Below are 22853 nucleotides of genomic sequence, written 5' to 3'. Positions count from 1 at the left end.
ATAGCGTGGGCCCGGGCCACACCCGTCCCCGACGAGAGGTGAACCGTGAACAGCACCACCACCGGCAATGACGTCGTGGTCCGGCTGCGCGACATCGGAAAAACGTTCCCTGGCGTGGTCGCCAACCACGACGTCAACATCGATGTGAAGCGCGGAACCGTGCACGCGATCGTCGGCGAGAACGGCGCGGGCAAATCCACGCTCATGAAGATCCTGTACGGCGTGCAAAAGCCTGACTCAGGCACGATCGAGGTCAACGGCAAGCACGTCGCCCTCTCGTCGCCAGCTGATGCGATCGCCGCCGGCGTCGGCATGGTGTTCCAACACTTCATGCTTGCCGACAACCTCAGTGTTCTTGAGAATGTCGTCCTGGGTGCGGAGAAGCTGCACGGCATCGGCGATGCGGCTCGCAAACGTATTGCCGAGATCTCGGACTCGTACGGTCTCGACATCGACCCCGAGGTGTTGGTCGAAGACCTCGGCGTCGGCGCCCGCCAACGCGTCGAGATCCTCAAGGTTCTCTACCGCGGCGCCAAAATCATCATTCTCGACGAGCCGACGTCGGTGCTGGTTCCGCAAGAGGTCGACGAGCTGTTCGACAACCTGCGCGAGCTCAAGGCCGAGGGGCTGGCCGTCATCTTCATTTCGCACAAGCTCGACGAGGTCCTGTCCGTAGCCGATGAGGTGACCGTCATTCGCCGCGGCGCGACAATCGACACGGTTGATGCCAAGTCGGTCAACTCTCGGCAGCTCGCCGAGATGATGGTTGGTTCTGAGCTGCCCAACCCGAGCACCGAGACGTCAACCGTCACGGATCGCGTCATCCTCGAGGTCAAGGACCTCAACCTTCCCGGCCCGAGTCGCGCTTTGCTGACCGACATCGACCTGGCAATTCATGCGGGCGAGATTCTCGGTATTGCCGGGGTCGAGGGCAACGGTCAGGCAGAGCTCGTCGAATCGATCATGGGCGTACGCCCGGGTTCCACCGGCGCGGTTGTGCTGGCGGGGCAGGACCTCACCCACGCATCAACCCGCGATCGTCGCGAGGCGGGCATCGGCTACATACCCGAAGACCGGCACCGCCACGCTCTTCTGCTCGACTCGCCGCTGTGGGAGAACCGCATCCTGGGTCACCAGACGCGCAAGCCCAACGTCAACGGCCCACTGATCGATCGCGCCGGGGCCCGCAAGGACACCCAGCGCATCGTCGAGGAGTACGACGTACGTACGCCCGGCATCGACGTCTTGGCCCGTGCGCTTTCAGGCGGCAACCAGCAGAAGCTCATTGTCGGCCGCGAGATGGCGGGCAACCCGGTGCTGCTGATCGCTTCCCACCCGACTCGCGGTGTCGACGTCGGCGCACAGGCCGCCATCTGGGACCACATCAAGCGAGCACGTCGCGAGGGACTCGCAGTCCTCCTCATCTCTGCAGACCTCGACGAGTTGATCGGCTTGTCTGACACGATCCGGGTGATCCTCCGTGGCAAGTTGGTCGGCAAGTTCGATCCGGCGACGGTGACCCCCGCCCAGCTGGGCGCGGCCATGACGGGAGCGGACGAATGACCCCCAGAATGACCAAGATCGCGCTTGCGATCGGCGCGCCGATCCTGGCGCTGTTCGCGGCGTTCCTGATCACCAGCCTCGTGTTGGTGCTGGCCGGTGACGATGTCGCGGGCGTGTGGGGTCAGATCCTGAGCTTCCCGACGCATCGCGGCTACGTCAACATCATCAACGCGGCCACGGTCTACTACCTGTCGGCGATCGCTGTGGCGATCGGCTTCCGGATGAACCTCTTCAACATCGGGGTCGACGGCCAATACCGTGTCGCGGCTTTCGCGGCAGCAGTCGTGGCCGGTGAAGGCTGGCTGCCGGGCTACTTCAACACGGCGCTCGCGATGGTTGCTGCCGTACTCGTCGGCGCGGCCTGGGCCGGGCTTGCTGGTCTGCTGCGCGTCACCCGTGGCGTCAGCGAGGTCATTTCGACGATCATGCTCAACGCGATTGCCACAGCCTTGGTCGCCTACCTGCTGCGCAAGGTCGCCGTCGACAACCCTGGCAGCAACATCACCGCGACCAAGGAAGTGCCCGAGGGCAGCCGCATTGGCGGCTTCACGCTGTTCGGCGACGTACCAGCCAAGGTCTTCGGCTTGCTGATCCTCGCGGTCCTCGTCGGCTTTGCCTATTGGTTCATCATCAACAAGACCCGCTTCGGCTTTGACCTCCGTGCGACCGGTGCATCCGAGACGGCGGCCGTCTCAAGCGGCATCAACGTCAAGAAGATGATCGTCATCTCGATGCTGCTCTCGGGTGGCGCAGCTGGCCTCGTCGGCATGCCGTTGCTGTTCGGCAACGATTACGCCTACGGCTCGACGTTCCAGTCGGGCCTTGGCTTCGCGGGCATCGCGATCGCATTGCTGGGGCGCAACCACCCAGTCGGCATTGCCATCGGCGCTTTGCTGTTCGCGTTCCTCGACGAGCAGTCCAACCCGTTGCAGATCCTGCTCGACGTCTCGCCTGACATCGTCAAGATCACTCAGGGCACCATCGTGCTCACCGTCGTGATTGCGTACGAGGTGGTGCGCCGCTACGGCATACGCATCGAGCAGAGCCGGGTGGCGAGTGCCTTAGATGACGAGCCCGCAACGGAAGGAGCCACGGCATGACTGTTGTAACTGACGCCATCGCTGCAGCTCCCGCAGCAGCCAGGAAGCTGAGCTACGGCTGGATCATGATCGGTCTCGCCGGCCTGCTGGTCCTGGTCTCAGCCCTCCGCATCATCACGGGTGCTGACGACCTCGACTCATCCGGCACCCTGCGCGCGACCCTCGTGGCCGCGATCCCCATCGGCCTTGCTGGTCTCGGTGGTCTGTGGTCAGAACGCGCGGGCATCGTCAACATCGGCCTCGAGGGCATGATGATCCTCGGTACGTTCGGTGCTGGCTATTTCGGCTACTTCTACGGTCCGTGGCAGGGCGTCCTCGGCGCGATCCTGCTCGGTGCCGCTGGCGGACTTCTTCACGCCATCGCAACGGTGACGTTCGGTGTCGACCACATCGTCTCGGGTGTTGCGATCAACATCATCGCTATCGGTGCCGTGCAATATCTTGCGGCGATCGCGTTCACGGGTGTCCAGGGTGGTGGTCAGACGCAGTCCCCGCGCATCGACGATCTACCGCGGATCACGATTTCGGCGATCTCCGACCCTCTCGGTGACCTTGAGGCGAAGCATTGGTTCTTGATCTCCGACGTCGCCGCAGTGCTTCGAGCGTTTGTCTCCAACCTGTCGATCCTCACGATCATCTGTCTGGGACTGTTCGTGCTGACCTACTACGTCCTGTGGCGCACCTCGTTCGGCCTGCGTCTGCGTTCCTGCGGTGAAAGTCCCGCGGCAGCAGAGTCGCTCGGCATCAACGTGATCCGCTACAAGTTCACGGCCGTGATGATCTCCGGAGGCTTCGCGGGTCTTGCTGGTGGCTTCCTGGCGTTGGTCGCCGCGAACGGTTTCCGTGACGGCCAGACGGGTGGTCGTGGCTACATCGGCCTTGCCGCGATGATCTTCGGCAACTGGCGTCCTGGCGGCTTGCTGGCAGGTGCCGGCCTCTTCGGCTACACCGACACGTTGCGCCTGCGGGGTGGCGGCGAGACAATCCATGGCCTGCTGTTGCTCGTCGCCGTGGGACTTGTCCTGCTCGCCGTCTGGCAGCTGCGCAAGGGCCGCAAAGTCGCTGGCTCGGTCACCCTCGGCATCGGCATCGTGATCGGTCTCTGGTACTTCTTCAGTGACTCGATCCCCGAGGACCTGACCGGTATGACGCCGTACGTCACGACGCTGATGGTTCTGGCGCTCGCATCACAACGGCTACGAATGCCCGCGGCCGACGGCAAGCCCTATCGCAAGGGCAGTGCCGGATAGTGGCTCTCGGAATCAGGGGCGCGGACGACCCGGTCGACTGGGACGCCCTCACGCGCTATGCCACCGAGGTGATGGGTCGGGCCTATGCGCCCTACTCCAACTTCAAGGTCGGTGTGGCGGGGCTCGTTGACGACGGTCGAGTCGTGCTGGGCTGCAACGTCGAGAATGCTGCTTACGGCGTCGCGCTGTGCGCTGAGTGCGGGATGGTTTCAGCGCTGCACGCCACAGGCGGCGGTCGCCTGATCGCGGTTGCATGTGTCGACTCCCACGGCAAGCCGTTGATGCCCTGCGGTCGCTGCCGTCAGCTCCTATGGGAGAACGGTGGCCCCGACATGCAGTTGCTGACCGCGAGCGGCGTCAAGACCATGACTGAAGTGCTCCCGGATGCCTTCGGTGCGGACGACCTGGCAAAGAATTGACGCGTTACGCAGTACAGCTGGACCCCGGGGAGCCGTCGTTCGTACGTGATCCCTATCCGGTGCTGGCCTCACTGAGAGCCAACGGTCCCGTGCTGTGGCACGAGCCGATGGGCATGTGGCTCGCGACGACGCACAAGTCCGTGAGGGCGGTGCTCCGCAGTCGCTCATTCGGGCGAATCTGGTCCGACTGGGAGCCGGTCGACGAGCTCGAGCCGTTCAACGCACTGCACCGCAACCAGATGATGGAGAACGAGCCGCCGGCACACACGCGACTTCGCAAGCTCGTGGCCGGCGCCTTCGGACGTGGCCACGTGGAGCGTATGCGTCCGCGTATCGAAGCGCTCGCCGCCGAGATGGTCGAGCAACTCGACAACCGGTTCGATGTACTTGCCGACTATGCCGAGCCGATGCCGGTCTACGTCATCGCGGATCTGCTGGGCGTACCTCGTGAGGACCACCAGCTCCTTCGAGCGTGGTCTCAGGCCATCGTGCACATGTACGAGCCCCGGCCCAGTGCGGAGGTCAAGGCCGCTGCCGTTGAGGCCAGCACCGCGTTTTCGGACTACGTACGCGCAATCGTCACTGATCGGCGCGAAAATCAAGGCGAAGACCTCATCAGCGATCTGATTCGTGAGGGTCGACGGGGTACGCCGCTCACCGATGACGAGCTCGTGGCCTCCGTTGTGCTGCTGCTCAATGCTGGACATGAGGCGTCGGTCAACGCCTTCGGCAACGGGATGTACGCACTGATGTCCCATCCCGATCAGCTCGCCCGCATTACGTCGGGGAAGGTGCCGATCGAGGTCGCTCTGGAAGAGCTGCTCCGCTTTGACGCACCGCTGCAGTTGTTCGAACGTACGGCCACCGCCGACGTCGACATCTCCGGCCAGACCATCAAGGCTGGCCAAAAGATCGCCTGCCTGATGGGGTCGGCCAACCGCGATTCTGATGCATTCGCCGACGCTGACGCCTTCGACGTTGGCCGTGATCCCAATCCGCATGTCGGCTTCGGTATGGGCCGGCACTTCTGCTTGGGAGCGCCACTGGCGCGGCTTGAGCTTCAGATTTCGATGACACACCTGCTCAGGCGCTTCCCCCGCCTCGAGCTCGTCGGAGAGGCGCCACGGCGACCGACCTGGGTCTTGAGGGGATTCGAGAGCATTCAAGTGGAGGGCTCATGACCGAACCATTCGACGCCGTGGAGGTCATTGCGACCAAGCGAGACAAGGCTGAGCTGAGCGATGCTCAGATCGACTGGGTTGTCGACGCCTACACGCGAGGGGTCGTCGCCAACGAGCAGATGTCATCCCTAGCCATGGCGATCCTGCTCAACGGAATGAACCGCCGGGAGATCAGCCGCTGGACCAACGCGATGATCGCCAGCGGCGAGCGCATGGATTTCTCCAGCCTGTCGTGGAAGACCGCGGACAAGCACTCGACCGGCGGCGTCGGCGACAAGATCACCCTGCCGCTTGCTCCGCTCGTTGCGGCCTGCGGCGTCGCCGTGCCGCAACTCTCGGGCCGGGGACTCGGCCATACGGGAGGCACGCTCGACAAGCTCGAGTCGATCCCGGGGTGGCGCGCTGAGCTCAGCAACGACGAGATGATGTCGCAGCTCGAGGACGTCGGGGCTGTGATCTGCGCTGCCGGCGCGGGTCTGGCTCCGGCCGACAAGAAGCTGTACGCGTTGCGCGACGTCACCGGAACGGTAGAGGCCATCCCGTTGATCGCCAGCTCGATCATGAGCAAGAAGATCGCCGAAGGCACCGGCGCATTGGTGCTCGACGTCAAAGTCGGCACGGGTGCCTTCATGAAGTCGCTCGACCAGGCCCGCGAGCTTGCCGAGACGATGGTGGCGCTCGGCACCGACGCAGGCGTGAAGACTGTGGCGCTGCTGACCGACATGTCGACACCACTCGGGCTGACCGCCGGCAACGCCGTCGAGGTCGCCGAATCCGTCGAGGTACTGGCCGGTGGGGGACCGGCCGACGTCGTCGAGCTCACAATCGCGCTTGCTCGCGAGATGCTCGCTGCGGCGGGCAAGGACGATGTCGATCCCGCCGAGAAGCTCGCCTCGGGTGAAGCGATGGACGTGTGGAAGCGGATGATCTCGGCGCAGGGCGGCGATCCTGATGCATCGCTGCCAACGCCCAAAGAGACTCATACGGTCAACGCCGACACGAGTGGCACGCTGACCAGACTCGACGCTCTTGCAGTCGGTGTTGCGGCATGGCGATTGGGCGCTGGACGTTCGCGTCCGGGCGAGCAGGTTCAGGCCGCTGCCGGCATCGTGTTGCACGCCAAGCCAGGAGACACCATCACCGCAGGTCAGCCGCTGTTGACCCTGCACACCGACACCGCCGAGCGGTTTGAACGTGCGATCGCTGCCCTTGAAGGCGGCTATGACATCGGCACCGGTAGCGCTGAGGTGCCCTCCGTTGTGATCGACCGGGTTGAGTAGGTTGGACTGATGCGCATCTTGAACAACCGCAAGGAGATCGCTGACGCCGCCGGCGAGGAGCTGGGCGTCAGCGAGTGGGTCGCCGTGACGCAGGAACGCATCGATCTCTTCGCCGATGCGTCGGGTGACCGCCAGTGGATCCACGTCGATGCCGAGCGTGCCGCGGATGGCCCATTCGGTGCCACCGTCGCGCACGGCTATCTCACGCTGTCGATGCTCCCGTTCCTCGGAGCGCAGGTCTACGCCTTCGCCGGTGACGTTGCCCGGGTCAACTACGGGCTCAACAAGGTGCGCTTCGTTGCACCGGTCAAGGTCAATTCCAAGATCCGCGATCGAGTCGAACTCCTCACTGTCGAGGACATCGACAAGGGACAGCGCGCGACCCTTCAGCACACAGTCGAGATCAAGGGCAGCGACAAGCCGGCGTGTGTCGCCGAGACCGTCGTTCTGCTGATGGGCACCTGATGACCGCCGCAACAGCAGAGCAGATTGCCAAGGCGCCGAAGGCTGCGCTGCACGAGCACCTGGATGGCGGCGTACGTCCTGCGACGATCGTCGAGATCGCCAAGGAGATCGGTCACGAGCTCCCGGCGCCTGATGCTGAATCGCTCGGTGCGTGGTTCGAGGAGTCCTCGAGCTCAGGATCCCTTCCGCGTTACCTCGAGACGTTCATCCATACGGTTGCCGTGATGCAGCGCCCGCAGGACCTCGCCCGGGTGGCACGCGAGTCAGTGATCGACCTGGCCGCAGACGGCGTCGTGTACGCCGAGCTCCGCTGGGCACCTGAACAGCACCTGTCGGCCGGTCTGACGCTGCAGGAGACTGTCGAGGCAGTCCAGGCGGGCATCGAAGAAGGGCGGGCTGAGGCGGCTGCCCAGGGCAACCCGATCGTCGTCGGCCAACTGCTTACTGCGATGCGTCACGCTCTGCGGGGTCTCGAGATCGCCGAGATCGTTGTCGAGTACCGCGACAAGGGCGTTGCCGGCTTCGACATTGCGGGCGCAGAGGACGGCTACCCGCCGATCCTGCACCTTGAGGCGTTCGACTTCCTGCGTCGCGAGAACGCTCACTTCACGATCCACGCCGGCGAGGCTTTCGGCCTGCCGTCGATCTGGCAGGCCATCCAGCGCTGTGGCACCGAGCGGCTGGGCCACGGCGTGCGCATCGTCGACGACATCGACTTCGATGCGCCCGGCGGACCCAAGCTCGGTCGACTCGCTGCGTACATCCGTGATCGCCGTATCCCGCTCGAGATGTGTCCGTCCTCCAACATGCAGACGAACGCAGTGCCCAACATGAAGTCGATCGCCGATCACCCGATCGGCAAGCTCAAAGAGCTCGGCTTCCGCGTCACGGTCAACTGCGACAACCGGCTGATGAGCAACACCTCGATGAGCAAAGAGATGCAGCTGCTCGTCGACGCGTTCGGCTACTCCACGGATGACCTGCGGTGGTTCACGATCAATGCGATGAAGAGCGCGTTCCTCCCGTTCGACGAGAGGCTCGCGATCATCAACGACATCATCAAGCCGGCTTACGCCGCGCTCTGACCCACCTGCTCGACCGGCTCCAGGGCCAGTGCGAGGATCTCGGCAACGTCCGCAACGGGGCGTACGTCCAGCTCAGCCAACACCTCTTCAGGTACGTCGACCAGGTCGACCTCGTTGCGAGCCGGGATGAAGATCGTCTTCAGTCCAGCGCGCTGAGCGGCCATCAGCTTCTGCTTCACGCCGCCGATCGGCAGCACGCGACCGTTCAGAGTGACCTCACCGGTCATGCCCACGTCGGCACGTACCTTGCGGCCAAGTGCCAGTGACGTGAGCGCGGTGACCATCGTGACGCCCGCGGACGGCCCGTCCTTCGGCACGGCCCCGGCAGGAACGTGCAGGTGGATTGAGCGCTCGAGCGTCTCCAGATCGATGCCGATCTCGGTAGCGTGCGAGCGTACGTATGACAGGGCAATCTGCGCCGACTCCTTCATCACGTCACCGAGCTGTCCGGTGATCGCGAGTCCGCGGTCACCGTCGTACGCGCTCGCCTCGATGAAGAGCACGTCGCCGCCGAGACCGGTGACTGCCAGTCCCGTTGCGACGCCCGGTACGGCGGTGCGCTCCTCGGACTCGGGGATGAAGCGTGGACGACCGATGTAGTCGACCAGCGTCTTCTCATCCACGACAACAGGTGACTCGACGTCCGGTTCGGTCAGCTTGGTCGTGACCTTGCGGAACACCTTGGCGAGCAGTCGCTCCATCTGACGTACGCCAGCCTCGCGGGTGTACGACGCTGCGATCTCACGCAACGCCTCATCGGTGATCTCGACCTCGTCGTCCGTCAGCGCCGCCCGCTCCAGTTGTCGCGGAGCGAGGTAGCGACGGGCGATCTGCACCTTGTCGTCTTCGGTGTAGCCGTCGAGCTGGACGAGCTCCATACGGTCAAGCAGCGGCTGCGGGATCGACTCAATGACATTGGCCGTCGCCAGGAACAGCACGTCGGACAGGTCGAGGTCGAGGTCGAGGTAGTGGTCGCGGAACGTGTGGTTCTGCGCCGGATCCAGTACCTCGAGCAGGGCTGCGGCCGGATCGCCACGGTAGTCAGCGCCCACCTTGTCGATCTCGTCGAGCAGGATGACGGGGTTCATCGATCCGGCTTCGCCGATCGCGCGCACGAGCCTTCCGGGCAGTGCGCCAACGTACGTACGACGGTGGCCACGGATCTCAGCCTCATCGCGCACGCCACCGAGAGCGACGCGTACGAAGTTGCGACCCAGTGCCCGAGCGACGCTCTCGCCGAGCGACGTCTTGCCGACGCCGGGAGGGCCCACGAGCGCCATCACAGCGCCGGAGCCTCGTCCGCCGACGACCTCGAGGCCGCGGTCCTTGCGCCGAGCACGTACGGCGAGGTACTCGACGATGCGGTCCTTCACGTCGTCCAGGCCGTGGTGATCGGCGTCCAACACCTCACGGGCGGCGCCGATGTCGGTCTTGTCGTCAGTCTTCACGTTCCACGGAAGCTCGAGAACTGTGTCGAGCCACGTACGGATGTAGCCCGCCTCGGGGTTCTGGTCGCTGCCGCGCTCGAGCTTGCCGACCTCGCGGAGGGCAGCCTTACGTACGTCGTCGGGCAGGTCAGCCTCTTCGACGCGCTCGCGGTAGTCCTTGGTGTCCTCGGGCTCGTCGTCGCCGAGCTCTTTACGGATCGCAGCGAGCTGCTGGCGCAGCACGAACTCGCGCTGGTTCTTGTCGATGCTCTCCTGGACCGACTCAGAGATCTTCTCGTTGACGTCAGCCTCGGCGAGGTATTCGCGCGCCCAGCCGATGAGGACGGTCAGGCGTTCCTCGACGTCGGAGGTCTCGAGGAGTTGGCGCTTCTGTTCCAGCTCAAGGTACGACGCGTAGCCCGCGGTGTCGGCGAGCTGGCCGGGGTTGGTGATGCGCTGGACGGAGTCGATGACCTGCCAGGCGTTGCGCTTCTGCAGGATCGTCACCAGCAGGCCCTTGTAGGTCTGCGCAAGGCCGCGCACGACCTCGGTGGGCTCCGGGTCCTCGACGAGCTCAGCCTCGACCCACAGGGCCGCACCGGGACCAGTGACTCCGCCCTGGATGTGTGCACGCTGCTCGGCCTGGATCACTGCGCCCGGCCCGCCACCGGGGAGGCGCCCAACCTGCTGGATGGTGGCAACGACGCCGTACATGGCGTAGCGGTCCTCGAGTCGCGGTGCGACGAGGAGGCGGTCGTCATTGCTCGTACGTGCAGCATCGACGGCGGCGCGAGCGGCATCGTCGAGCTCGATCGGGACGACCATTCCGGGCAGAACGACGACATCTTCGAGTGCCAGAACGGGGAACTTGTGCAGCGTGCTCATGCGATCTCCTGAAGTTGAGTCTGATGGGCTCAACTACAGATGCGAGTCGCTTGTTCCGGCTGGAGCCCCGTGTTCGCTGAGGGCGGACGAGTCAGATGGGGCCGGCTCATCGCTTGAGCCGGCCCCGCTCCATCAGACCGAGACGGCCTCGCGCAGGCCGTCGAGGAGCGGCGTTGTTGGGCGACCGATCAGGGCGCTGAGGTCACCGCTCGTGTCGCTGAGCAAGCCGTCGCGAGTGTTGCCATCGAGAGCAACCAGGAAGCCGGCCGTTGATTCATCGACACCGGCACTGACGAGAGCGCTGTGGTGCTCTTCAGGACTGACTTGTGCCACCGCGACATCGCTGCCGACTGCTGTGCTGATCGCCTCCGCAAGCTCCTGCTGGTTCCACGCGTAGTCACCGGAGAGCTCGTACACCCTGCCGGTAGTCGAGGCGTCGGTAAGCACGATAGCTGCGGCGTCGGCGTAGTCCCGTCGGCTCGCGCTGGAGACTCGACCTTCGCCCGCGCTGGTCAGGAGCGTGCCAGTCTCCCGGGCCTGCTCGACAGCCGGGACGTAGTTTTCGGAGTACCAACCGTTGCGCAGGATGGTTGCCGGCAGCCCGGAAGCCGCGATGAGCTCTTCGGTGGCCTTGTGCTCTGGAGCGACAACCAGTGCGGATGTCGATGCCTTCGGCGCGCTTGTGTAGACGATCCGCTGGACGCCTGCGGCCTTGGCGGCGTCGATGGCGTTGCCGTGCTGAGCGACTCGCTGGCCGATCTCGCTGCCCGAGATCAACAGAACGGTGTCCTCGGCGGAGAACAGTCCTTCAAGGCTTGACCGCTCGGATAGGTCGATCCGCTGGGTACGGATGCCACGCTCTGCGAATTTCGCGAGCTTCTCGGTGTTGCGGCCGGCGGCAACGACCTGATTTGGCGCGATACCGCGAGCGAGCAGTGAGTCGACCGTGAGCGAGCCGAGCTGACCGGTGGCGCCGATGACGATGTAGGACATGGATTTCCCTTTCATTGGAAGCTTTCACATGTCACAACGGGCCGCCGCACGGCATACTTCCCAATCCGCAGTACGCACTTTCAGGTAAGGTACTGGTATGAAGGTTAGTGAGCGCAAACGAATCGACATCCCGGGACTGGCGGATGGCGTCTTCCCGGCGCAGTGTCCGAGCCGGACGCTTCTGGATCACGTCACCAGCAAGTGGGGCGTGCTTGTGCTCCTGGCGCTCGGGATCGACACGATGCGCTGGAGCGAGCTACGCCGTTGCATCGAAGGCATCAGCGAAAAGATGTTGGCGCAGACCCTCAAGACGCTCGAGGCCGACGGACTTGTACGACGTGTCGCTCAGCCGGTCGTACCGCCTCACGTTGAGTACAACCTGACGGCCGAAGGCCGCGAACTCCATGACCGGCTTCGTCCGCTCATGGAATGGGTCGCCGCCAACGCCGACCGCATCATTGAGGGCTAGTCGCGCAGCTGTTTCCTCGCCTGACGCGGGGTCATCGGCATGCATCCGTGAGCCACGGCATCGGCGATGATGCGGGGTTCGTCCTTCATCAGGCGCCAACCTCGGCGCACGAGCACCAGCGGCGACTTGCGACCTTCGCGCAGATCGCGAGCAAGGCGTAGGGCGAACGTGACCATGCGGTTGCGGCGCAAGCAGATGGCGGCGTCGAGTATTCCCGCAGCCCGGCAGGCGTCGACGATCGCTGGAGCAAACAGGCCCTCGGCGATGAAGCGAGTGCCATCCAGCGTGAGTGAGTGCGCACCCGTACGTGCGCTGACCGCGATGTCGTAGACGGGTACGTCGGCGGAGCCGGTCTCGCAGAGCGACTTGATCGCGTCGACAGCAGCGGCAGCATTCCAAGACCCGACGTCGTCCCAGTCGACGATGCCGAGGCTTGATCGCGGCATGTCCGGCTCGTCAGCGTCGCGGTAGAAGTCGTCGAGTCGGAGCACTGTCCAGCCCAAACGCGCAGCAAGGTGCGACTTGCCGGACCCCGAAGGCCCAGCCAGGATCACAACGCCCATCAGACGCCGATGGGGTGCCAGACCGTCTTGGTCTCGATGAGCGCCTCGAGCCGGGCGAGGCTCGGCTCAGCGAGCCAATCGACCTCGGCAGCAGGTGCACGCAGCACCCGCTTGAGGTTCTCAGCAGACGCGACCTCGAGCTCAGCAGCGAGCTTGGCATCATCAACGCCGGCCAAGTCGAGGGCGTTGACGTCCATGTGCGACGCCAGCCACGGAGCGATCTCTGCGGCCGAGCCGGTGAGGATGTTCACGACTCCACCTGGAACGTCCGATGCTGCCATGACCTCAGACAGTGTCACCGCAGGTACGGGGTACTTTTCGCTCGCGATCACCACGACGGTGTTGCCGGTTGCGATTGCCGGAGCGATGACCGACACCAGACCGAGCAACGGTCCCGCGGGAGCGACGACTGCGACGACACCCGTCGGCTCTGGAGTCGAGAGGTTGAAGAACGGACCCGACACGGCGTTGGCGTTGCCGAGGACCTGGACGTACTTGTCGGCCCAGCCGGCGTACCAAACGACGCGGTCGATCGCGGCGTCGACGTACGTGGCCGCCTTCTTCTCCGTCACACCCTCGGATGCGCGGAGGTCGTCGATGAACTGCTCGCGGCGACCTTCCATGACTTCGGCGATGCGGTAGATCACCTGGCCACGGTTGTAGGGCGTACGGGTCGACCAGCCACCGAATGCCTTGCGGGCAGCGACGACCGCGTCGCGGGCGTCCTTGCGCGAAGCCTTGGCCATGTTGGCGAGGAACTCGCCCTTGGAATCGACAGCCTCGTACGTACGACCGGACTCCGAGCGGGGGAACGCGCCACCGATGTAGAGCTTGTGCGTCTTGCGCACTTCGACGCGTGCCATCAGACGGCTCCCTTGAGGTATGCAGCGAGACCGTGCTTGCCGCCTTCGCGGCCATAGCCCGACTCTTTGTAGCCACCGAACGGCGACGAAGGATCGAACTTGTTAAACGTGTTGGCCCAGACGACGCCAGCTCGCAGCTGGTTGGCCATCGACAGGATCCGCGAACCCTTCTCGGTCCAGACACCCGCAGAGAGTCCGTACGGCGTGTTGTTGGCCTTCTCGACTGCCTCGGACGGCGTTCGGAACGTCAACACCGAGAGCACCGGGCCGAAGATTTCCTCGCGAGCGATGCGATGCGCCTGGGTGACGCCGGTGAAGATCGTCGGCGGGAACCAGAAGCCGCTGTCCGGGATCTCGCACGGGGCGGACCAGCGCTCGGCACCTTCGGCGTCGCCGATGTCTGAGAGCTCCTTGATGCGGGCGAGCTGCTCAGCGGAGTTGATGGCACCGATGTCGGTGTTCTTGTCGAGAGGATCGCCGAGGCGCAGCGTCGACATACGACGCTTGAGCCGCTCAAGGACATCGTCGTAGATGTTCTCCTGCACCAGCAGGCGCGATCCTGCGCAGCAGACGTGGCCTTGATTGAAGAAGATGCCGCCAACGATGCCTTCGATGGCCTGGTCGAGTGGCGCATCGTCGAAGACGATGTTGGCGGCCTTGCCGCCGAGCTCGAGGGTGACCTTCTTGTTGGTGCCGGCGACAGAGCGGGCGATGGCCTTGCCGACGGCGGTCGAGCCGGTGAACGCAACCTTGTCGACATCGGGATGGGTGACGAGCGCTTCGCCCGTCGCTCCTGCTCCGGTGATGATGTTGACGACACCGGGCGGCAGGTCGGCTTGCTGGCACACCTCGGCGAACAGCAGCGCTGTCAGGGGAGTGGTCTCGGCCGGCTTGAGGACGACCGTGTTGCCGGCCGCGAGCGCCGGGGCGATCTTCCAGGCCAGCATCATGATCGGGAAGTTCCATGGGATGACCTGACCCGCGACGCCCAGCGCCTTCGGGTCGGGACCGAGTCCGGCGTAGCCGAGCTTGTCGGCCCAGCCCGCGTAGTAGAAGAACCACTGCGACACCAGCGGCAGGTCGACGTCGCGCGACTCCTTGATCGGCTTGCCATTGTCGAGCGACTCGAGCACCGCGAACTCGCGCGAACGCTCGGCCATGATGCGGGCGATCCGGTAGAGGTACTTGGCGCGCTCGCTGCCGGGCAGCTTGGACCAGACGGTCTCGTACGCCTTGCGGGCCGCCTTGACCGCGAGGTCGACGTCAGACGCAGTTGCCTCGGTGATCTCGGCGAGCACTTCCTCCGACGAGGGGCTGATCGACTTGAACGATCCGCCCTTGCCGTCGACGAACTCGCCATTGATGAACAGCCCGTACGAGCTCTTGATGTCGACGATCGCCCGCGACTCGAGGGCCGGTGCGTACTCGAAGGTCTTCTTCTTGGCAGCCATGATCAGTCCAGGGTGACGTAGTCGGGGCCGGAGTAGTGGCCGGTGGCCAGCTTCTGGCGTTGCATGAGCAGGTCGTTCAAAAGCGTGGAGGCGCCGAATCGGAACCAGTCAGGGTCGAGCCAGTCCTCACCGACGATCTCGTTGACCATGACGAGGTACTTGATCGCATCCTTCGACGTACGGATGCCGCCGGCAGGCTTCACACCGACCTGGCGGCCAGTCTCTGCACGGAAGTCGCGTACGGCTTCGAGCATCACCAGGGTGACGGGAAGGGTCGCGGCGGGCTGAACCTTGCCGGTGCTGGTCTTGATGAAATCGGCGCCGGCCTGCATCGCGAGCCATGAAGCCTTGCGGACGTTGTCGTATGTCTGAAGTTCGCCGGTTTCGAAGATCACCTTGAGGTGCGCGTGCGATCCGTCGGGGCGGGCACAGGCTTCGCGGGTGGCGACGATCTCGTCGTACACGAGGTCGTAGTTGCCGGCGAGGAACGCGCCACGGTCGATGACCATGTCAATCTCGTCAGCACCGGCCTCGACGGCGTCGCGGGTGTCGGCAAGCTTGATGTCGAGGGCAGCGCGGCCCGAAGGGAACGCGGTGGCGACGCTGGCGACGTTGAGTCCTGAGTCGCCGAGAGCTTCCTTGGCGATGGCGACCATGTCGGGATAGACGCACACCGCGGCGGCCGCGGGGCAGGTCGGATCGGTCGGATCGGGTCGCATCGCCTTGTTGGCCAGCGCCCGAACCTTGCCCGGAGTGTCAGATCCTTCGAGCGTTGTCAGATCGACCATCGAGATGGCGAGGTCGATCGCCCACGCCTTGGAGGTGGTCTTGATCGAGCGGGTACCGAGTCCGGCAGCGCGCGCTTCCACGCCGACCTGATCGACGCCGGGAAGGCCGTCGAGGGTCTTGCGCAGGGATGCAGTCGCAGTCACCCATCAAGGTTAGTTGCTATGGGCGTATGCGGGAAACGTCAGAGGCCGAGCGCTGCGGCCAGGTCCTTCTTGATCGCAGCCAGCGCGACATCAGCCTTCGTACGCGCCGCCTCGATCGAGTCATCGACCGGCACCACGATCTCGAGATAGCACTTGAGCTTGGGCTCGGTGCCCGACGGGCGACAGATGATGCGGGCGCCGCCGTCGAGCTGGAGCCGGATGCCGTCGGTGGGAGGAAGTCCTCGGTAGCCATCGGCGAGATCATCGACGGCCGTGACGTTCTGGCCGCCGAGAGTCGACGGAGGATTGGTCCTCAGTGTCTCCATCGCTCGCGTGATGATCGAAAGGTCCTCCACGCGCACGGACAGCTGCGTCGTCGCGTGCAGTCCGTGCTCCCGGTAGATGTCATCGAGCCGGTCGACGAGGCTCCTACCCTCGGCCTTGAGGCCAGCTGCCAGTTCGAGCACGGTGATGATCGCCGAGACGCCGTCCTTGTCGCGGGCGATGTCAGGGGCGACGGAGTAGCCGAGTGCTTCTTCGTAGCCGTACGCGAGATCCGGGATCTTGCCGATCCACTTGAAGCCGGTCAGCGTCTGCTGCCATGGCTGGTTGTAGGCGGCGGAGATGCGGCCCAGAAGGTCAGAAGACACGATCGACGACGCGTACGTGCCAGTGACACCCCGGCGCAGCAGGAAGTCGGCCAACAGAGCGCCGACCTGGTCGCCACTGAACATTCGGTAGGACTCGCCGTCGCGTACGCCAACCGCGCAGCGATCGGCATCGGGGTCGTTCGCCACGATGATGTCGGCAGCAACTTCCGAGGCGAGTTTGAGCGACAGGTCCATCGCGCCTGGCTCTTCGGGGTTCGGGAACGCGACGGTGGGGAAATCTGGATCGGGATCGCCCTGCTGACGTACGACGTGCAGCGCCGGGAAGCCCGCCCGCGCGACGGTCTCGACCAGCGTGTCCCGACCGACACCGTGCATCGGCGTGTAGACGGCGACGATGTCGCGGGCGCCCCCTTCCGGCAGCGCGACGACGGCTTCGATGTACGCCTCCGCGACCTCAGGTCCGAGCAACTCGTACGCATCGCTGCGGGGGAGCTCATCCACGCGGCCGACGCGATCGATGGCGTCGGAGATGTCGGTGTCTTCGGGTGGAACGATCTGGCTCGAGTCGGAGAGGTAGACCTTGTAGCCGTTGTCCTGCGGCGGATTGTGCGAAGCAGTAACCATCACGCCAGAGCTGCAGCCGAGGTGCCGGATCGCGAATGCCAGCACCGGAGTCGGCAGGTGAGTCGGCAACAGATGAGCGTGTACGCCTGCGCCTTCCATGATCTCCGCGGTGTCGCGGGCAAAGACATCGGAGTTGTGGCGGGCGTCGTAGCCGACCACGACGGACGGCTTCACCTCTCGCTCGACGAGGTACGCGGCCAGTCCTGCGGCGGCCTGGGCGACGATGACCCGGTTCATCCGGTTCGGACCGGCACCGAGCGCTCCGCGCAAGCCAGCGGTACCGAACTGAAGTCGACCGGCGAACCGGTCCTCCAGCTCAGCCGTGTCGTTCGCGTCTATCAGGGCCTGGAGCTCGTCGCGGGTGACGGGATCGGGATCCTGGCTCAGCCATTCGCGAGCCTGCTCGATGAGGCCCATCAGATCCTCGGCAGCACGTCAGCGAGCAACGTACCCATCCGTGATGCCGCGGCCTTGCCGGCTTCGAGCACCTCTTCATGGTTGAGAGGTTCGCCGGAGATGCCAGCAGCGAGGTTGGTGACGAGCGAGAGTCCGAGGACCTCCATACCGGCCTCGCGGGCAGCGATCGCCTCGAGCACGGTGGACATGCCGACGAGGTCGCCACCGATCGCGCGCACCATGTTGATCTCGGCAGGCGTCTCGTAGTGAGGCCCAGGGAACTGGACGTAGACGCCCTCTTCGAGTGTCGGATCGACTTCCTGGAACATCGCGCGGAGGCGAGGCGAGTAGAGGTCGGTCAGGTCGACGAAATTCGCGCCCTCGATCGGTGAGGTCGCGGTGAGGTTGATGTGGTCCTTGATGAGCACCGGCGTACCGGGCACCCAACTCGGGTTGAGTCCGCCGCAGCCGTTGGTCAGGACCATGGTCTTCACGCCAGCAGCAGCGGCCGTACGTACGCCATGCACGACAGATGCGACGCCGCGACCTTCGTAGAAGTGAGTGCGGCCCAGGAAGATCAGCAGGCGCTTGTCGCCGAGTGGGACCGAGCGGATCGTGCCGCCGTGGCCGACCACCGCAGGAGCACTGAATCCGGGCAGCTCGGCAACGGGGATCTCGAACTCGGGCGTGCCCAGTGCGTCAGCGGCCGGAAGCCAGCCGGATCCCATGACGAGTGCTGTGTCGTGGTGGGCTCCACCTGTTCGATCTTTGATCGCGTCGGCGGCCTGCTGGGCACTCTGTTGAACGGTGCTGGCTGAGGTGGTCACCTGCCGTACGTTATCCGCTCGCCTCTCTCAATGGGAGGATGGTGCCGTGACTCATGTGACGATCATTGGCGGGGGACCGGGTGGCTACGAGGCTGCTCTTGTTGCGTCGCGTCTTGGCGCTGACGTGACGCTGATCGAGCGCGATGGTGTGGGCGGCTCGACCGTGCTCACCGACTGTGTCCCCAGCAAAACTTTGATCGCGACGTCGGACCTGTTGACCGACGTCAGCGGTGCCGCAGAACTGGGCATCGAAGTACCCAACGCCGTACGCGCTGATCTCGCGGCAGTCGACAAGCGCGTGCTCGCTCTGGCACAGGCCCAGTCCGCCGATATCGCTGAGCGGCTCGTTGCGAGCGGAGTGAAGATCATCTCGGGCACCGCAACGATCGAGTCAGCCCAGCTGGTTGTCGTTGACGGCACTCAGCGCGTCGACACGGACGCGATCTTGCTTGCCACCGGTGCTCACCCGCGGGTCAGCCCAGACGCACAGCCAGATGGTGAGCGAATCCTGACCTGGGAGCAGATCTACGCGCTGCAGGTCCTTCCCGAGCACATGATCGTCGTCGGCTCAGGCGTGACAGGTGCCGAATTCGCCAGCGCCTACAACGGTCTCGGTGCAACAGTCACCCTTGTCTCGAGCCGCGATCGAGTGCTGCCCGGCGAAGACGCCGACGCTGCCACCGTCATCGAAGACGTCTTCAAGCGACGCGGAATGACGGTCCTCGGCAACTCCCGTATGGAGAAGGTCGAGCGCACGGATGACGGCGTACGCGTCACGCTGACTGACGGACGTACGGTCGACGGCTCACACTGCCTGCTCGCGTTGGGCTCAATCCCCAACACGGAGGGTCTCGGCCTCGACACGATCGGAGTCGAGCTCAACGAGGGCGGCTTCATCGAGGTCGACAAGGTCTCGCGGACGAACGTACGAGGTGTCTACGCGGCTGGCGACTGCACTGGCGTGCTGATGCTCGCCTCGGTGGCAGCGCAGCAGGGCCGCATCGCGATGTCGCACCTGCTGGGCGACGCCGTGCACCCGCTCGACCTCGGCAAGGTCTCGAGCAACGTCTTTACCTCGCCCGAGATCGCCACTGTTGGGCTGTCACAGAAGCAGGTTGACGAGTCAGACATGCAGGTGATCGCGGCGACTCTTCCTCTCGCATCCAACCCTCGCGCCAAGATGCAGGGCGTTCACGACGGTTTCGTGAAGATCTTCGCCCGCCGGGGGATGGGCATTGTCGTCGGTGGCGTGGTGGTCGGTCCCAAGGCCAGCGAGCTGATCCACGTCATCTCGTTGGCGGTGTCAGCGTCGCTCACGGTCGACCAGGTTGCCGACGCGTTCACCATCTATCCGTCGCTCTCCGGCTCGGTTGCCGAGGCTGCACGGCGCCTCCACGGCACGCCCTAGCGCGTTCCAGTCGCGAAAATCCCTGCAAAATCACACCGTTGTAGTTCGCCGCCAGTCGTGTCGTCCGTGGATTCTGGCGTGCAAGTGTGCGCATAATCGTTGGGCAACTCAACTGCAACTCTCGTAACACCAGCCACAGGAACGGACTTCCCCCATGCTTTCCTGGCGCTCGATTCGCCGACTCGTGACCGCATTTCTTGCGGTCGCTCTCGTGCTGTCTGGCCTGATGCTCAGTCGCGCCCAGGACCCGATCGCTGCCAATGCGCCGATTGCGGGTCTTGACGAGGCCGCGCCGACCCCTGCGCCGGAGGCCGAGGATGCGGCACCGGAGCCCAAGGGTCCCAAGCCTGTCGTGCGTACGAAGGAAACCGTCGTACCCAAGGTTCAGGCCGGTTCGCCGAAGAATGTGGTCGCCGAGCTGCCTCAGACGCGCACCACCTCGTACGGGATGGTCGGCGTCACCTGGAGTGCCAAGACCACGGACAAAGACATCAGTGTCGCGATCCGGTCGCTGACAAACGGCAAGTGGACGTCATGGGAGACCCTCGAGAACGATGATGATGCTCCCGGCGACGCGGGACGCCCGGGAACTGAACCGGTATGGGTCGGCAAGGCAGAAGGTGTCGCCGTACGCGTGTCGTCGAAGTCCGGCACGCGGCCCGATGACATCAAGGTGCTCACCATCGATCCGGGCGGCGTGGACGAAGCCGCCAAATCCACGGTGACCTCGGCCGCGTACACGCCGGGCGGTGTCATGAACGGCACTGCACGCGTGACGACGGCAGCAGAGGTGACACCGACCGATGGCAGCCCGACTTACACGCCGAAGCCGACGATCATCATGCGTTCGGCCTGGGGCGCTTCGGCCGGTGGCTCGTGCTCAGCCCCGCTGACCGGAAGCAGCACCCGCGGAATCGTCGTGCACCACACGGCAGGAAACAACTCGTACGCGAAGTCTGATTCAGCCAAGATCGTGCGCGGTATTCAGGCGTATCACGTCAAGGGCCACGACTGGTGCGACATTGGCTACAACTTCCTGGTCGACAAGTACGGCCAGATCTTCGAGGGTCGCAAGGGCGGCATCGACCGCCAGGTGCGTGCAGCCCACTCCGGCAACGGCGAGGTCAACACCTACGCCATGGGTGTCTCGATGATGGGCAACTACGACGAGGTCGTGCCCCCGGAAGCGCTCAAGGCAGCCATGGTCAAGCTGATCGGCTGGCGCATGGGCACGACGTACATGAAGGCCAAGGGCACCTGGAAGGTCAGCGAGAAGAACCTCACCCTCAACATGATTGCGGGGCATCGCAACGTCGTCGGTACGGCGTGCCCCGGGAAGTACGCGTACGCGTGGTTGTCCGCTGAGGGTGGTCTGCGCGATCGCGTCGAGAAGTACATCAGCGACTACAGCTCCGACATCAAGACCCGAGCTGCTGAGCTCGGCAAAACCGTGACCGGACCCGTGTTCATCGGAGAGGCGCCCGTGACCGATGGTCGCGCGACGCGCTTCGGCAAGGGCTACATGTATTCGACGCCGGACGTTGGCGCCAAGTTCGTGACCTTCGCGTCTGGCTTCTATGACAAGTACAAGGCTCTGGGTGCTCAGGGCTCCGCGCTCGGATTCCCGAAGGGCGACAGCCCGACGGTCAGCTCGAGCGGCACCTTCGCGCAGCGCTTCGAGCACGGCTCGATCTTTGCGGTGCGCACCAGCACCAAGACCACGAACTACGCCGTGTGGGGCGCGATCGCCGCGACGTACACAAAGCTGAAAGAGATGTCAGGCCAACTCGGCGCTCCGACGTCCTCGGTGATCACCGAGTCCACGGGTTCGCGCGCCAACTTTGCCAAGGGTTACATCCGCTACTTCTCCGAATCGAAGAAGACCGTCGCATACGACTCGTCCGGCAAGGTGATCTCCACCAGTACGGCGACAAGCACCAACAGTGTGACGATCCCGGAGAGTCGCACCATCACGGTCAAGGGTCACGGATTCGGGCACGGCATCGGCATGAGCCAGTACGGCGCGCAGGGCGCGGCAAAGGCCGGCGAGAAGTTCGACTCGATCCTGTCGACGTACTACCCCGGAACCGCGCTCGGGACGAAGACCGGCAACATCCGCGTACTGATCACCAAGGACACCACCGCCTCGGTCATCATCAAGGCGCGTTCCGCACTGACGTTCCGCAAGGGATCCGGTGGGACAGCCGTGACGTTGCCGGCCACGATCGCCGACGTGGCGGTCACGAAGTGGATGATCACTCCACTGTCGTCCGACAAGACGAAGTCGGTCCTCCAGTACGTGACCAACGGAGCCTGGACGACGTACGAAAACAAGATCTGGACGGGTGACGCGCAGTTCGAGGCGTCGGCGATCCGGCTCATCCTGCCCGGCGGCAGCGACGTCAAGTACCGCGGCATTCTGCGCTCGGCGCTTCCGAAGGCCGGCTCGACAGATCGCAACACCGTCAACGTGCTGTCGATCGAGTCGTACGTTCGCGGTGTTGTCGCCGCCGAGATGCCGTCTTCCTGGCACCCCGAGGCACTCAAGGCGCAGGCCGTCGCGGCTCGTACGTACGGTGTGCGCGGCATCGTGCCCTCGCACTACTACGACATGTGCGACACCACGAGCTGCCAGGTCTATCGCGGCTACTCGGCCGAGACCGAAGCCACGGACGCGGCAATAGCGGCGACGAAGTCGAAGATCCTCACGTACGAAGACAAGCCCGCGTTCACCCAGTTCTCGTCCTCGTCGGGCGGCTACACCGCACCGGGTAGCCAGCCGTACCTCAAGGCCGTTCCTGACCCGCATGACGACTGGTCCGGCAATGCCAACCACGAGTGGACCAAGTCGGTCTCTGCAGCCACTATCGAGAAGGCTCACAAGTCGCTCGGCACGCTCAAATCGATCACGATCACGAAGCGAAACGGGTACGGCGATTGGAATGGTCGCGTCATCTCGCTAAAGCTGGTGGGGACCAAGGAGACCATCACGATCACGGGCAATACCGCTCGTACGTCGTTCGGCCTCAAGTCCAACTGGTTCCGCTTCTAACTAGCCCGC

The 22853-nt window shown here is 64.5% G+C and carries 19 protein-coding genes; 11 read left to right on the top strand and 8 right to left on the bottom strand.

Annotated features, from left to right (window positions below):
- The first annotated feature begins 45 nt into the window (after positions 1 to 45).
- The 8 genes from J2X11_RS12665 to J2X11_RS12630 are packed head-to-tail and all read left to right on the top strand — an operon-like array spanning position 46 to position 8343.
- The gene (locus J2X11_RS12665; RefSeq protein ID WP_309971589.1) at positions 46 to 1563 is read left to right on the top strand and encodes an ABC transporter ATP-binding protein; all 1518 of its coding nucleotides are present in this window, start codon (positions 46 to 48) and stop codon (positions 1561 to 1563) included.
- An 8-nt stretch (positions 1564 to 1571) separates the two neighbouring features.
- The gene (locus tag J2X11_RS12660; protein ID WP_309971587.1) at positions 1572 to 2663 is read left to right on the top strand and encodes an ABC transporter permease; all 1092 of its coding nucleotides are present in this window, start codon (positions 1572 to 1574) and stop codon (positions 2661 to 2663) included.
- Positions 2660 to 3913, top strand: a complete 1254-nt coding sequence (locus J2X11_RS12655; RefSeq protein WP_309971585.1) for an ABC transporter permease — start codon at positions 2660 to 2662, stop codon at positions 3911 to 3913. The genes J2X11_RS12660 and J2X11_RS12655 overlap by 4 nt, the downstream gene beginning before the upstream one ends.
- Entirely contained in the window at positions 3913 to 4332 is a 420-nt protein-coding gene (locus J2X11_RS12650) for a cytidine deaminase (protein ID WP_309971583.1), read from the top strand. The genes J2X11_RS12655 and J2X11_RS12650 overlap by 1 nt, the downstream gene beginning before the upstream one ends.
- Complete coding sequence (locus J2X11_RS12645; protein WP_309971581.1) at positions 4329 to 5513, top strand: cytochrome P450; 1185 nt, start codon at positions 4329 to 4331, stop codon at positions 5511 to 5513. The genes J2X11_RS12650 and J2X11_RS12645 overlap by 4 nt, the downstream gene beginning before the upstream one ends.
- Positions 5510 to 6793: a thymidine phosphorylase gene (locus J2X11_RS12640; RefSeq protein WP_309971579.1), complete on the top strand. Its 1284-nt coding sequence runs from the start codon at positions 5510 to 5512 to the stop codon at positions 6791 to 6793. Before J2X11_RS12645 ends, J2X11_RS12640 begins: the two co-directional genes overlap by 4 nt.
- A gap of 9 nt (positions 6794 to 6802) precedes the next feature.
- A complete protein-coding gene (locus J2X11_RS12635; RefSeq protein ID WP_309971576.1) occupies positions 6803 to 7258 on the top strand; it encodes a MaoC family dehydratase in 456 nt (151 codons plus the stop codon).
- Positions 7258 to 8343: an adenosine deaminase gene (locus J2X11_RS12630; protein WP_309971574.1), complete on the top strand. Its 1086-nt coding sequence runs from the start codon at positions 7258 to 7260 to the stop codon at positions 8341 to 8343. Before J2X11_RS12635 ends, J2X11_RS12630 begins: the two co-directional genes overlap by 1 nt.
- On the opposite strand, the gene lon is transcribed toward J2X11_RS12630, so the two are convergent.
- Together lon and J2X11_RS12620 are read right to left on the bottom strand one after the other, a co-directional pair.
- Positions 8328 to 10655 (bottom strand): endopeptidase La, encoded by a 2328-nt coding sequence (gene lon / locus J2X11_RS12625; RefSeq protein WP_309971572.1) that lies wholly within the window; start codon positions 10653 to 10655, stop codon positions 8328 to 8330. The genes J2X11_RS12630 and lon overlap by 16 nt on opposite strands.
- A gap of 132 nt (positions 10656 to 10787) precedes the next feature.
- Positions 10788 to 11648, bottom strand: coding sequence for an SDR family oxidoreductase (locus J2X11_RS12620; RefSeq protein WP_309971570.1), 861 nt, complete (start codon positions 11646 to 11648; stop codon positions 10788 to 10790).
- A 97-nt stretch (positions 11649 to 11745) separates the two neighbouring features.
- Between J2X11_RS12620 and J2X11_RS12615 the strand changes: the two genes are divergently transcribed.
- Positions 11746 to 12117, top strand: coding sequence for a winged helix-turn-helix transcriptional regulator (locus J2X11_RS12615; protein ID WP_309971569.1), 372 nt, complete (start codon positions 11746 to 11748; stop codon positions 12115 to 12117).
- On the opposite strand, the gene J2X11_RS12610 is transcribed toward J2X11_RS12615, so the two are convergent.
- The 6 genes from J2X11_RS12610 to J2X11_RS12585 are packed head-to-tail and all read right to left on the bottom strand — an operon-like array spanning position 12114 to position 18384.
- Entirely contained in the window at positions 12114 to 12680 is a 567-nt protein-coding gene (locus tag J2X11_RS12610; RefSeq protein WP_309971567.1) for a uridine kinase family protein, read from the bottom strand. The two genes, J2X11_RS12615 and J2X11_RS12610, sit on opposite strands and share 4 nt — an antisense overlap.
- Complete coding sequence (locus J2X11_RS12605) at positions 12680 to 13543, bottom strand: aldehyde dehydrogenase family protein (protein ID WP_309971565.1); 864 nt, start codon at positions 13541 to 13543, stop codon at positions 12680 to 12682. Before J2X11_RS12605 ends, J2X11_RS12610 begins: the two co-directional genes overlap by 1 nt.
- Entirely contained in the window at positions 13543 to 14994 is a 1452-nt protein-coding gene (locus J2X11_RS12600) for an aldehyde dehydrogenase family protein (RefSeq protein ID WP_309971562.1), read from the bottom strand. Before J2X11_RS12600 ends, J2X11_RS12605 begins: the two co-directional genes overlap by 1 nt.
- Positions 14995 to 14996: 2 nt before the next feature.
- Positions 14997 to 15926 carry a deoxyribose-phosphate aldolase gene (gene deoC / locus J2X11_RS12595; RefSeq protein WP_309971560.1) on the bottom strand — a complete coding sequence of 310 codons (930 nt, stop codon included), beginning with the start codon at positions 15924 to 15926 and terminating at the stop codon, positions 14997 to 14999.
- A gap of 38 nt (positions 15927 to 15964) precedes the next feature.
- The gene (locus tag J2X11_RS12590; RefSeq protein WP_309971558.1) at positions 15965 to 17578 is read right to left on the bottom strand and encodes a phospho-sugar mutase; all 1614 of its coding nucleotides are present in this window, start codon (positions 17576 to 17578) and stop codon (positions 15965 to 15967) included.
- Positions 17578 to 18384 carry a purine-nucleoside phosphorylase gene (locus tag J2X11_RS12585; protein WP_309971556.1) on the bottom strand — a complete coding sequence of 269 codons (807 nt, stop codon included), beginning with the start codon at positions 18382 to 18384 and terminating at the stop codon, positions 17578 to 17580. The genes J2X11_RS12590 and J2X11_RS12585 overlap by 1 nt, the downstream gene beginning before the upstream one ends.
- A 46-nt stretch (positions 18385 to 18430) precedes the next feature.
- Here J2X11_RS12585 and J2X11_RS12580 point away from each other — a divergent pair, with 46 nt between their 5' ends.
- Positions 18431 to 19792 carry an NAD(P)H-quinone dehydrogenase gene (locus J2X11_RS12580; RefSeq protein WP_309971554.1) on the top strand — a complete coding sequence of 454 codons (1362 nt, stop codon included), beginning with the start codon at positions 18431 to 18433 and terminating at the stop codon, positions 19790 to 19792.
- Positions 19793 to 19946: 154 nt separating this feature from the next.
- Positions 19947 to 22844: a SpoIID/LytB domain-containing protein gene (locus tag J2X11_RS12575; protein WP_309971552.1), complete on the top strand. Its 2898-nt coding sequence runs from the start codon at positions 19947 to 19949 to the stop codon at positions 22842 to 22844.
- The last annotated feature ends 9 nt before the right edge of the window (positions 22845 to 22853 follow it).

This window comes from Aeromicrobium panaciterrae (genome assembly GCF_031457275.1).
GTDB lineage: Bacteria > Actinomycetota > Actinomycetes > Propionibacteriales > Nocardioidaceae > Aeromicrobium > Aeromicrobium panaciterrae_A.
This window is presented reverse-complemented; position numbering and strand designations above follow the sequence as displayed.

Excerpts from the sequence above, each read along its gene's own strand:
- J2X11_RS12660 (WP_309971587.1), top strand. The coding sequence starts at position 1,572 with ATGACCAAGATCGCGCTTGCGATCGGCGCGCCGATCCTGGCGCTGTTC.
- J2X11_RS12655 (WP_309971585.1), top strand. The coding sequence starts at position 2,660 with ATGACTGTTGTAACTGACGCCATCGCTGCAGCTCCCGCAGCAGCCAGG.
- J2X11_RS12640 (WP_309971579.1), top strand. The coding sequence starts at position 5,510 with ATGACCGAACCATTCGACGCCGTGGAGGTCATTGCGACCAAGCGAGAC.
- J2X11_RS12635 (WP_309971576.1), top strand. The coding sequence starts at position 6,803 with ATGCGCATCTTGAACAACCGCAAGGAGATCGCTGACGCCGCCGGCGAG.
- J2X11_RS12630 (WP_309971574.1), top strand. The coding sequence starts at position 7,258 with ATGACCGCCGCAACAGCAGAGCAGATTGCCAAGGCGCCGAAGGCTGCG.
- lon (WP_309971572.1), bottom strand. The coding sequence starts at position 10,655 with ATGAGCACGCTGCACAAGTTCCCCGTTCTGGCACTCGAAGATGTCGTC.
- J2X11_RS12620 (WP_309971570.1), bottom strand. The coding sequence starts at position 11,648 with ATGTCCTACATCGTCATCGGCGCCACCGGTCAGCTCGGCTCGCTCACG.
- J2X11_RS12615 (WP_309971569.1), top strand. The coding sequence starts at position 11,746 with ATGAAGGTTAGTGAGCGCAAACGAATCGACATCCCGGGACTGGCGGAT.
- J2X11_RS12610 (WP_309971567.1), bottom strand. The coding sequence starts at position 12,680 with ATGGGCGTTGTGATCCTGGCTGGGCCTTCGGGGTCCGGCAAGTCGCAC.
- J2X11_RS12605 (WP_309971565.1), bottom strand. The coding sequence starts at position 13,543 with ATGGCACGCGTCGAAGTGCGCAAGACGCACAAGCTCTACATCGGTGGC.
- J2X11_RS12600 (WP_309971562.1), bottom strand. The coding sequence starts at position 14,994 with ATGGCTGCCAAGAAGAAGACCTTCGAGTACGCACCGGCCCTCGAGTCG.
- J2X11_RS12590 (WP_309971558.1), bottom strand. The coding sequence starts at position 17,578 with ATGGGCCTCATCGAGCAGGCTCGCGAATGGCTGAGCCAGGATCCCGAT.
- J2X11_RS12575 (WP_309971552.1), top strand. The coding sequence starts at position 19,947 with ATGCTTTCCTGGCGCTCGATTCGCCGACTCGTGACCGCATTTCTTGCG.